The sequence below is a fragment of the Granulicella mallensis genome (assembly GCF_014203225.1).
Lineage (GTDB): Bacteria > Acidobacteriota > Terriglobia > Terriglobales > Acidobacteriaceae > Granulicella > Granulicella mallensis_A.
Genome location: NZ_JACHIO010000009.1, coordinates 167803 through 178589, shown reverse-complemented (window position 1 = coordinate 178589; position 10787 = coordinate 167803). Strand labels below are relative to the sequence as shown.

Genomic DNA, 10787 nt, shown 5'->3' with positions numbered 1-10787 from the left:
GAAGAGGAATGGATGTTCTCTCCTTATAAGTGGTTGTGGCGTCAGGAACTGCTCCCTATCCCTGTCTTAATGTTTGTCTTGTCCCAGGGGGGCAATCTTCTGATTGCCCAGACCATCGCAAACAATCCTCAGGGATCGGTGGCTTCCGTCGTTGCTGCTAAAACTTCAGCGGCCGTTACCGAGTCGTATATCGATTATTTAAAAGCGTTCGAACTCTCTGAGACCGGCAGCAAGCCAGCGGCGCTTCGGTTATTAGCGGAGAGCCTGCGTCTGCAACCTGGCAACCTGGTCGCGTCGCGCTTCGCTTTTCGTCTGCTTGCTGAACAGCGAGCCAATACCGCGCTCAGGCTTCAAGGCCATACAGGCGTCATCACATCGGCGAGCTACAGTCCTGATGGAACCAGGATACTGACCACTTCAAAGGACCATACCGCGAGAGTGTGGGATGCTCGTACCGGAGTCCAACTGATGCCATCGCTGGACCACGATGATGAGGTGGTCTCTGCAGTCTTCAGCAGTGATTCAAAACAAATCGCGACCGGTACAGAGGACGGCAAGGTCACGGTCTGGAATGCCATCACCGGTAAAAGATTAGCCACCTCTATGCAGTTCTTAGGGTCCGCCTGGTCTGTGAGCTTTAGCCCGGATGGGAAGATCGTCGCTGCCTCGTCCGACGAAGGGAAAGCGCGTACGTGGGATGCGGCGACCGGTAAGCCGCTGTCCCCGCTGATCGAGTATCACGAGGCTGCTTACCACGTGAGTTTTAGCAGTGATGGAAGGACGCTCCTGATTGCAACAGGAGATAACTTCGCCGATCTCCGCGACCCACGCACCGGGGTACGTATCCGGCAATTGCGTCGTGGCAACGATATTTACAGCGCTCAATTCAGCTCTGATAACAAGCGAATTGTTACGGCGTGCGCAGACTCTACGGCAGAGATATGGGACGCCCAGAGCGGAGCTCCAATCGGGAGCGTTATGAGTCACGGGTTTGGCGTGGGGTCCGCAGAGTTCAACAGCGATGCTTCACTTATCGTTACTGCCTCGAAGGATCATGCCGTACGCATATGGAGTACGAGTAACGATAAATTGACGGTACCTCCTTTGCAGCATCCGGCTCCTGTAGGCCGGGCATCGTTCAGTCTTGACAGTAAATTAGTCGCTACGGTTGCCGGGGATAAGGCGGTTCGACTTTGGGATACGTCCACCGGCGATCAGGTTCAGCTTCCGACCCTTTTGTCTGACGGACCTCCGTATTTCTCCTTTAGCCCGGATGGATTATCTCTGTTGATCGCAGGCGGCTCGTCTGGCTGGGTGATCGATCTGCCTCCAAACGAAGAGGCTCCGTCGTGGGTCGCTGACCTGCTCGACTTTGCGTCCACACTGAATAACTTCGATCACACGATGCAACCGGATCTTGCCAGGATAGAGGCGATTCGAGTTAAGGTGACCGGCTCTAAGGATAGCGATCGCTGGGCACTCTTTGGCAAATGGTATTTCACTGATATTACTCAGCGCCCCATTTCGCCATGGAGTCATGTGAGCCTCGAGAGTTATGTCGACTTGCTTATCGCAAAGGGCGACCGTCCCTCTCTCGAATACGCTAAATCTCTTTCGCGTCCCTTTCCGAGCTGGTTAGCTAAAGTGAACTCGGCGCTTGCGAAGCTTCCGCCTGAGCAGCCTTTAGCGAAAAAGAGTGAGGATTAGGTATAGCGAAGATCAGAAGATGATTGCTTTTCCGAGGGGTAAGCTTTAGCACAAATCTGAAAATTAGACCGGTTATTGATGATGAAGAAAATCTCCCTATTTGTTCTATTGCTTTGTTTTGCCGCGGTCCCTCTTCTGGCCCAGGTTAATACCGGAGAGCTTCGCATTACCCTTACGGACCCTGGTGGACATGGGGTCGAAAGCGCTGTTGTACTCTCCAACGAAGCCAACCAATACTTTCGTCGCCTTGTAACGAACAAAGACGGCAACATCACGATCAAAACTCTTCCCTATGGCGTTTACAGCCTCAAGGTTGAAAAAGAGAGCTTCGCTTCGGTAGCGACATCATTTGAGATAAGATCCGAAATTCCCGTCGAGCGAACTCTTCATCTCGTGATTTCTCCTGTCAGCACCGTCATCCATGTCTCCGCCAGTAGCTCTCTCGTCGATCCAAACGGCCCCTCTTCCATCATGAGGATTGGCTCGGCGCAGATCGAAGACAAAGTGGACTCGCTTCCCGGTCGCTCTGTGCAGGATCTCATCAACTCGCAACCCGGCTGGCTCTATGAAGGCAACGCTGTCCTTCACCCTCGCGGTTCGGAGTATCAAACCCAACTTATCGTTGACGGCGTTCCTCTCACGGACAACCGTTCCCCAGGCTTCGGTCCCGAGATTGAGGCCGATGACCTCGACTCCATCAGTGTCTATACCGCAGGCTTTCCTGCGGAGTACGGAAGAAAACTTGGTGGCGTAGTGGAACTCAACACAACACACCAGCCGCTTTCCGGCCTGCATGGCCAGCTGGTTCTTGGCGGCGGCAGCTACGCCACCCTCCAATCTTTCGGCCAGTTGCAGGACACCTGGGGCAAAAACTCTCTCTTCGCAACTGCTTCAGGTAGCGCTACGAGTCACTATCTCAACCCTGTCGTTCCGGAGAATTTCACGAACAAGGGCACGACGGCAGACTTCGCCGCGAGATACGAGCGTGACTTTACCCCCAGGGACAGCTTCAACCTAAGCGTCCGGCATGAGCTATCTCGTTTTCAGATTCCCAACGAACTGCTTCAGGAGCAGGCTGGGCAGATTCAGAACGGCGATAACTTCGAGACGATCGGCACAGCGGGCTATCAGCACACTTTCTCGCCTAACCTGCTCACCAGCCTCGTCGGCATGGTCCGCGACAATGCTAACGACCTCTACTCCAACCCGCTGTCTACCCCGATCATTGCGTTCCAGAAAAACGACTTCCGTGAAGGCTACTTCAAGGACACGGTATCTTTTCACCATGGCCATCAGGAGTTCAAGGCGGGTGTCGAATCCGACGCCACCTTCCTGCACGAAAAATTCAGCTTCACCCTTACCGATCCCACCCAGTTCGACGACGGAACTCCCACCACGCTTCCGCCCTTCATTCAGAGCAGGCCCGACCTCGAACAATCTGCCTTCGTCGAAGACCTCGTTCGTCTTGGACAGTGGACTTTGAGCGGCGGCCTTCGTTGGGACCACTACCAGCTTCTCCTCAACCAAAATGCCGTCAGCCCGCGCTTGTCCATCGGGCGCTATCTTCCCTCGATCAACACGGTCGTACATGCCTCTTACGACCGCATCTTCCAGACGCCCTCCAACGAAAATATTCTCATCTCGAGCTCAGGCTACATTCAGTCCGTAGATCCTCAAGTCCTGAAGCTTCCAGTCAAACCCTCCGAAGGCAACTACTTTGAAGCCGGCGCAAGCAAGTCTGTGGCGGAGAGGCTGCGGCTCGACGTGAACGTCTATCGTCGCGACGTCCGTAACTACGCCGATGACGACCAGCTTCTCAATACCGGCGTAAGTTATCCCATCGCCTTTGATAAGGCTGTCATCTACGGCGCGGAAGGGAAGCTCGATCTGGTGCACCTGGGCAATCTCACCGGCTATGTCAGCTATTCGTACATGGTGGGCAACGTCTGGTTCCCGGTAACCGGAGGCCTCTTTCTCGGAGACGACGTGAGCGCGGCTCTTACCCAGCTTAGCGGCCATTTCCCCGACTCTCAGGACCAGCGCAACACGCTCCGCACACGGTTCAAATACCAACTTTTGCCCCGCATCTGGCTTGCTGCAGGACTTCTCTCCGGCTCTGGTCTTCCTTTCGAATTTGAAGGCACACAAGAGGATGCTCTGGCTCAATACGGTCCTGATGTCGTCAATCGTCTCAACTTCGATCGCGGCCGCGTAGACCCGTCCCTTTCCGTTCAGGCATCGCTTGGCGCAACCGTCTATATGAGCGAAAAAATCAATTCCCGCTTTCAAATCGATGGAGACAATCTCAACAACCGTTTGAATGTCATCGACTTTGGGGGCCTCTTCTCCGGCAATGCCATCGGTCCTGCGCGAAGCTTCAGCCTCCGCCTCAATACCACCTTCTAGACGTTATGCGCATTTCGTCCTTCAACCTTTTATCGACTACATGCTTCTTCCATCGAGGGATGCGGGTCTCGATGTTTGTTATGGATTTCGGGGTGGCAAACTTAGAAACGTCACGGACATGCTTTGAGGCTAGAATCGACTTGTGAGAACTCCAATCAACAATGCAAGTATCCTTCTGTTGCCGTTATTGCTGACTCTGTCCGGCTGCAGCAAGCCTTCTTTGGATGTGCTCTCCTCCCCGACCGTCATTGGGCCGGCGACTCCCATTGCCGTCCACATCCACGATCCTCATGGTGTTAGCAAGCTCACTGCCACGGTGACACAGAACGGCGCGAAGTATCAGGCATGGGAGACAAACGCCACATCCAAAAACATTGATACGACTTTCAATTTTCAGGTCGGCGTTAAGACTACTCCCCAGTTGCATGACGGCCCTGCCCACCTGGTCCTAGAAGCCACGTCCGGCGGTCTGCTCCATGGCACCTCTCGCTGGGAACGCGACGTCAACGTGGTCACCCAGCCGCCTCTCGTCAGCGCGGACTCCGACCAGCACTACCTGTACCTTGGCATGGCGGACCTGGCTACCATGAACATCACCGGCAACTACACCTCCGCAGGGGTCCGGGTCGGCGACCAGGCCTTCCGTGCGTGGCCGATGCCTGGCGGTAAACCTGGCTTGTTCTCCTTGTTTGCCTTTGCGTGGAACATGCCTGCCAGTACGACTCCGCTGGCCTATGCTTCAAACGGGTCCGGCAACGATGTGACTACGCCGCTGACCGTCGTCTTCCCGAAGAGGGAACAGCCCGTGTATACGCAGCACCAGATTCAGATCTCCGACCAATTCATGCAGAAGGTGCTTAGCGAACTGGATCCCAATGGCACGGGCGATCCTGTCGCGCGCTTCGTCAAGATCAATACCGAGATGCGTCAGGCCAATAACAAGACGCTGTCCGACCTGCGTCTCAAGACTGCCGACCACTTCCTCTGGCACGAGCCCTTCGCGCGTCAGTCGCACGCGCAGGCCGAGGCGACCTTCGCTGACGTGCGCAGCTATATCTATCATGGCCAGAAGATCGATCAGCAGGTGCATCTCGGCTACGACCTCGCCGTTACCCAGCATGTTGGCGTCGAGGCGTCGAATGACGGCCGTATCGTCTGGGCGGCACCCCTAGGTATCTATGGCAACTGCATCGTAGTGGACCATGGATATGGCCTGCAGACCATCTATGGCCACATGAGCCGGATCGACGTGCATGTGGGCGACGAGGTCAAGCGCTCGCAGATCATGGGTCTGAGCGGCATGACTGGGATGGCTGGCGGCGACCACATTCACTTTGCCATGCAACTCGATGGAGTCCAGATCGACCCCAAAGAGTGGTGGGACGCGCACTGGATTCAGGACCACGTCGTTCGCCGTGTCGATGTGCCCGGCTTCGGCAAATAATTACCGGCCACCGCTCGCCGGATTGCGCGGCAGGAGTCGAGTTCGTTCTCTTGCCTGTGGCGGCCCACTCGGCTGATGAATCCGGGCTTAACGTAAATTGGCTGCCCTAATGTCAGCCACAGCGAAAAGTCTGGATTAGTCGGTCGCTCTAAGTTGTTGAGGAGATTTGGAGGCGGGGGTCGGGATCGAATCGACGCATAAAGGTTTTGCAGTTTTGGGGCCTTCGCGCAAAGCATTGAAAATACCGCGAATTCCGTCGAATGAAGTACCCAGGAATCGTTGGTTTTAGCACCCTTTTATCCCTTATTGGCAACCTTAAAGTTTGTATCCGCTAACTCCTATTTGCGGAGTTCGATTGGCCCGCCTGCCCCGATACCTCTTCGGAGTGACCCGGTAGCGCCGCATCCACTTGGCCGCGGTCTTCGCGCTGACGTTGAAGCTGGCCGCGGCCAGCTTCAACGTCAACTCCTGCTCCAGTACTCTTTTTGCTATCTATGTACCGTCAGTCGGGCATTCTGGTGGTTGTCCATTCGGTCTCCTCCGAGATTACTGATTCGTCGTAGAACCAGCTTCTCGCCGTCAGATCGAATGGACTACCTATTGATACTTCACAGCTAGAACGTCCTAAAGATCGAGGAGAATTCGTAGCTGGATTGGCTGACGCCGCTGCACGTGTCCTCGTCTACCGTTGAGCCGGGGCAACCGCCGTTGTCGCGATTGAGCTCCCAGAAGGACAGTAGCGTGACGTATTTGTTCGTTTCTGCCCAGTTCAACATCGTGGTGGCATTGGCAAGGGTGAAATAGTTCGGAGGGGTATCGTCACTTGTTCCGGGCAAGAATGTGAGTCCAACCGTCGAGGTTAACCCAGCGGATTGAATTTGTGACTTCAACGCGGCAGCACCCTCTTCGGATAGTTCCGGCTGATTCTCGTTTGTTCCGCCGAAATCCATGGCCATACCATTGACAATGTTGAGATTAAGGCCAGCTGCTTTGGCGTCGGTGATGTCAGTGAGGCCGCCACCTGTGCCGGGGTCAAGTCCGCCTGGACCGAGCGGAAGAGTGTAGGAGATGATCAGCCCCGGATTAGCCGCCTGCAAGGCAGCCAACGCTTGAGCACGTCTGACCGACTGACCCGAAGTTTCGGAATATTCGACGTCAAAGTCGAGCCAATTGACATGGTACTTGGTGATTAGCTGCTGATAGACCGCCTGAGTCGCCGCAGCTGTGCTGCAATATGCGGCAGCCTCCTGGCCGCCTGCGCCGCCTTGTGAAAGGGCGACGGTTACACCAGCAGCCTGCAAATCTGCAATCGCAGTGCCCATGCTGGTGCTGCCTACCGTGTCATTGGGCAACGGCCCGCTTGCGCCAGGCCAGATCAAGTTGCAGCCATTGTTGTCTGGATCCAGGAAAGCCAGTATGACCGCCTTCGCTCCAGAAGCCGATACGATGCCCGGAATTTGATTGGCATCGCCCAAGTCGCCCACATATTCGAACGGCGCGAAGAGGTTCGTGGCAGTACCGGTGCCCGTGCCAGACGAAGGTGTGACGAGTTTGAACGCCTGCGCAGCTGTTCCATTGCAGGTGTAGATATCCAGATGCACACCGTTTGCGGTAGAGGCGCTCGGCGTGTCCAGGCAGAGACCGCTACCTTGGCCTACAAATTTATAGTAGCCATTTCCTAGCGACACGGCCTCCCATTCCTCATTGGGGTTTCCAGCATAGGTCCACGTCTGTATGAGGCTGCCATTGGTAGTTCCGTTGCCGGTTACATTCCAGGTTTCGGCCGGAGCGTTGACGTTGGCGACGTAATAGTAGCCACTGGCGGTTCCGTTCTCGAACTCCCACTGTTGGTTGGGTTGGGTGCTGTAAGTGCCTTCACCGCAAGCCCACTGCTGCACGGCGGTTCCATTCGCCGTGCCCGAAGCGGTGTCGTCCACGCAGGAACCGCTGTTCTCATTGACGATGTTGTAGGGTGTGCCGGTGGTCAAGGTGTTTTGTGCGTGCATTAACGTGAGGGGCATTAGGAAAACGATCGCGAGGAAGAGAGAACACCGAAGGATGGAGTGCTTTTGACCGACCAGCGTAGCGAAGTTGCAGGTGCGTGACATGTTGCCTCCTTTTGCTGTAGGTGGATGTGCGTTGTGGTGGACAGGGAAGAGAGGGGTATTCAAGCGCACAACTCTCTATAGCCCGAGTCGAGAAGAGTTCGGGGCCTGGTTTTTTGTTCGGGCTTAAACGGAGATCATCCCCCCAATCGTGCGAGAGGGCGCCTCAACTGACCGTACTTCGGTTGAGACCTTGAGGGACGAGTGAGATATGCATCTTTGTTGCTCCTTCGAGTGTGGAGTCAAGATTGCTAAACGTACACAACAGATATTCAGCGCGCAGGTATCTCGTAGGTCAGACTAGTTTTCAAGTCTTTTCGCTACAAGATCCTGCGCACCATGTCTGATAAACCGGAACACTAACAGGCGAAGAATCTCTATGTCAATACAGTTTCTTCTAGTAAATCGATTGTCTAAATATTACTTATGTTTAATATGTAAGTCAGAACGCTAATCTTGCGTTCAACTGCATGGTGCGGCCGCCGATGGTCACTTGAGAGATACTCGTTCCTGTTCCGGCAAAGGTTGAGATGCCGGAAGAATCGGGCGTGCTCTCGGGAGTTAATGTCTGCCTTGGGGGGCCACCCAGATGGTTGCAGTGAAGGTGGATATCAAGGCTGCGCAGCAGCGCCTTGGCCACTCGCGACCCACCACTCTTCTTATCCATTACGAACAGGTTCTTGACGAGTCGGCAGACATGGCGGCAGGGTTGCTCAGCGGTCAGTTGGGCAAGACGATCCCGGCTGAATTTGCTGTGAATTCTGTTGCTGTATGAGGGCTTGTCGGCTTATTGGCAACCAGGGAATATTCACTGTTGCTAAGTTGTTGAGGAGATTTGGAGGCGCGGGTCGGGATCGAACCGACGCATAAAGGTTTTGCAGTTTTGGCAGTTTCATCTAACCAGTTGATAAAATTGGGCCTTTCCGTCGAATGCAGTGCCCCGAATAGAGTGGTTTAGTGCCGTTTTGTACCTTATTGGCTGCCATAAATTTCGGGTTTTTCGTTACCACAACTCCACGTCAGCATTGACTTCGGCAGTTCGAAACCAGAGACGGCTTTGTTCAGCGTTACATTCTTCTATGCATCCCAATCACGGGGCTGACACTTCACGTTACAGCATAGCTAACCTATTCGGAACCAAACCATTCAGCCGTTCCGATGCACGACACAACGCCTTCTCCATTACTGCGATTGCCGGTAAGCTGAAAGGCGGCTCAAGCGGAGGAGGGGCGTCGAAATCTGGCAGTAGTCACTAGACGAGGGTGGACATAAAGCTGGTTGAGCAAAGAGATTATCGACAGACATCGCGGCATGCTTAGAGTGTGAAGCAATCAGGCCCCGGATCAATCGGGAACAATTTTTCGGCTGTTTATTCCATTGGAATCCGTTGAAAGAGAAATAATCTGAGTCGATTATCTTAGAAATCGACGGTTCTGCGTACCCGACCGGTATCGACCTCTCACTGCGCGGGCTGAGGCTGGCGGGTAGCTGATTCCCGATGGTTTCAAGCTAACTGCTGGGACGCCAGCCGTGAACCGCGTAATAATCTGCATCGTTACTGGTACGTTCCCCCACGATTCACGCCTGGGGAATCCTTCGGCTCGATACGCCTATGGGTGCGGCAGTGCCAGCCAAACGGCAATCTCTATGTGATCCGAAACACTCACCTTAAATCTCATCCCAACGATGCGGGCCAAATACGTATTCGCTTTTTCTTCGTCTATAATGGAAGTCATGCCGGTACTCGAACACTTAGATTTCGATATTCCAGAGGGCATTGAGTTGCGGACCGAATTGAGCCTTCGTGCTCTGCAATTCGCAAAGGTAAAGGGACTTCGCTACGACCGGACTGACGGCGCCGCTCCTGGAGTGCTCTTTGGACATAGCGACGAATGCCAGCACGGAAACTTCTATCCGCCCTCTTATCGGGAGATTGCCAATCATCCACAATGGGAAAGGCGACTCGGCAAAGTTCATACGGCCTTCAAGAGAGCGAGAGTACGTGCGAATTGGGACTGGAAGGAACTGGACTGTGCCCATAGTTCTGATGCCCTGCTTATGAACATCTTTTGTCATCCTGGCGTTCTGATCTCCGAACGTGCCCAGGCAATGCTTGGAGTCGACTCTCACGCAGTACCCGAGTTCGGATTTAAGCCGCGCACACCCATACACAATGACAAGCGCGACAACACAGAGATTGATATGAAGATCGACTGTCTGCTGGTGGAAGCGAAACTGACTGAATCAGACTTTCAGTCGGCCAGATGCGGGCTCATATCCCGATATCGAGATCTGGAAGCCGTGTTTGACCTGATCGAGCTTCCATCGCGAAATGGAAAAGTTTGTAGCTACCAATTGATACGTGGCGCATTGGCGGCCCACGCGACCGGCGATTCATTTTGTGTTCTATGCGATGCTCGTCGTCCCGATTTGATCGAGGCATGGTACCGGATCATTCGCGCCGTTCGTTCTCACGAACTCCGTTACCGCCTGAAGTTGCTTACATGGCAGGAATTGGCTGGAGTACTCCCAAATGATTTGCGCCTGTTCCTGGCTGCCAAGTATGGCATTCATCAAAGTGGATGTTAGGTTCCGAGGCTCGGATCTGAGACTTCTTGCGCCGGTGAAACACGACGGATGGTTGTCGGTTTTCGTGCATGGCACGCAAAGGGGTGCCGATCGTGTTGCCGATCAAGGCCTCCCGAGTCCGGCCCAGTTGATATGTACGGTCGCAGTGGCACGCAGACCTGACAGTTATTATTGGGCAATACCACCTGAAGATTCATACCACTTGTCGCAGCGGCAGTTTGAGGAAATGAAGCGCTACATCTCCGACGAGATCGAGCGAATCGGCTTCCTTTCTCCTCCTGAACGCGAGGTGCTCTTGGAACCTAGGGTTGGCCCTGTACGATTGGCTCTGGAGACCGCTCGGGTACTTGGAAATTCGATCGGTAGATGGGCCGAGAGTCGTCAGGAGGAAGTTCCGACTTTTCATGACTTCCCCCAAAGACAGCATCTATTGCGGCAGACTTCGCGCTAGCAGCAAAAGCATCTACGCGCTTAGGGGGATGTTCTCGTCAGTGTGCTGAGCTGATGCCGAGAAGATCTTGAGCATAAAGTCCCCG

At 54.3% G+C, this 10787-nt stretch carries 6 protein-coding genes; 4 read left to right on the top strand and 2 right to left on the bottom strand.

Translation table 11 applies throughout. From position 1 onward, the window contains the following. Positions 1–12 precede the first annotated feature (12 nt). From HDF15_RS12225 to HDF15_RS12215, 3 genes are all read left to right on the top strand, one after another. Positions 13–1707 (top strand): WD40 repeat domain-containing protein, encoded by a 1695-nt coding sequence (locus HDF15_RS12225; RefSeq protein WP_184255870.1) that lies wholly within the window; start codon positions 13–15, stop codon positions 1705–1707. Between the two features lie 78 nt (positions 1708–1785). After that, positions 1786–4113 carry a TonB-dependent receptor gene (locus HDF15_RS12220; RefSeq protein WP_260331025.1) on the top strand — a complete coding sequence of 776 codons (2328 nt, stop codon included), beginning with the start codon at positions 1786–1788 and terminating at the stop codon, positions 4111–4113. Positions 4114–4255: 142 nt separating this feature from the next. After that, positions 4256–5557, top strand: coding sequence for a M23 family metallopeptidase (locus tag HDF15_RS12215; protein ID WP_184255868.1), 1302 nt, complete (start codon positions 4256–4258; stop codon positions 5555–5557). Between the two features lie 614 nt (positions 5558–6171). On the opposite strand, the gene HDF15_RS12205 is transcribed toward HDF15_RS12215, so the two are convergent. Both HDF15_RS12205 and HDF15_RS12200 read right to left on the bottom strand, forming a co-directional pair. Beyond that, entirely contained in the window at positions 6172–7665 is a 1494-nt protein-coding gene (locus HDF15_RS12205; protein ID WP_184255864.1) for an RICIN domain-containing protein, read from the bottom strand. 439 nt (positions 7666–8104) lie between these two features. Continuing rightward, positions 8105–8329, bottom strand: coding sequence for a hypothetical protein (locus HDF15_RS12200; protein ID WP_184255862.1), 225 nt, complete (start codon positions 8327–8329; stop codon positions 8105–8107). A gap of 1067 nt (positions 8330–9396) precedes the next feature. Here HDF15_RS12200 and HDF15_RS12195 point away from each other — a divergent pair. Beyond that, on the top strand, positions 9397–10251 hold the full coding sequence (locus tag HDF15_RS12195) for a PGN_0703 family putative restriction endonuclease (protein WP_184255860.1): 855 nt from the start codon (positions 9397–9399) through the stop codon (positions 10249–10251). Positions 10252–10787: the final 536 nt, after the last annotated feature.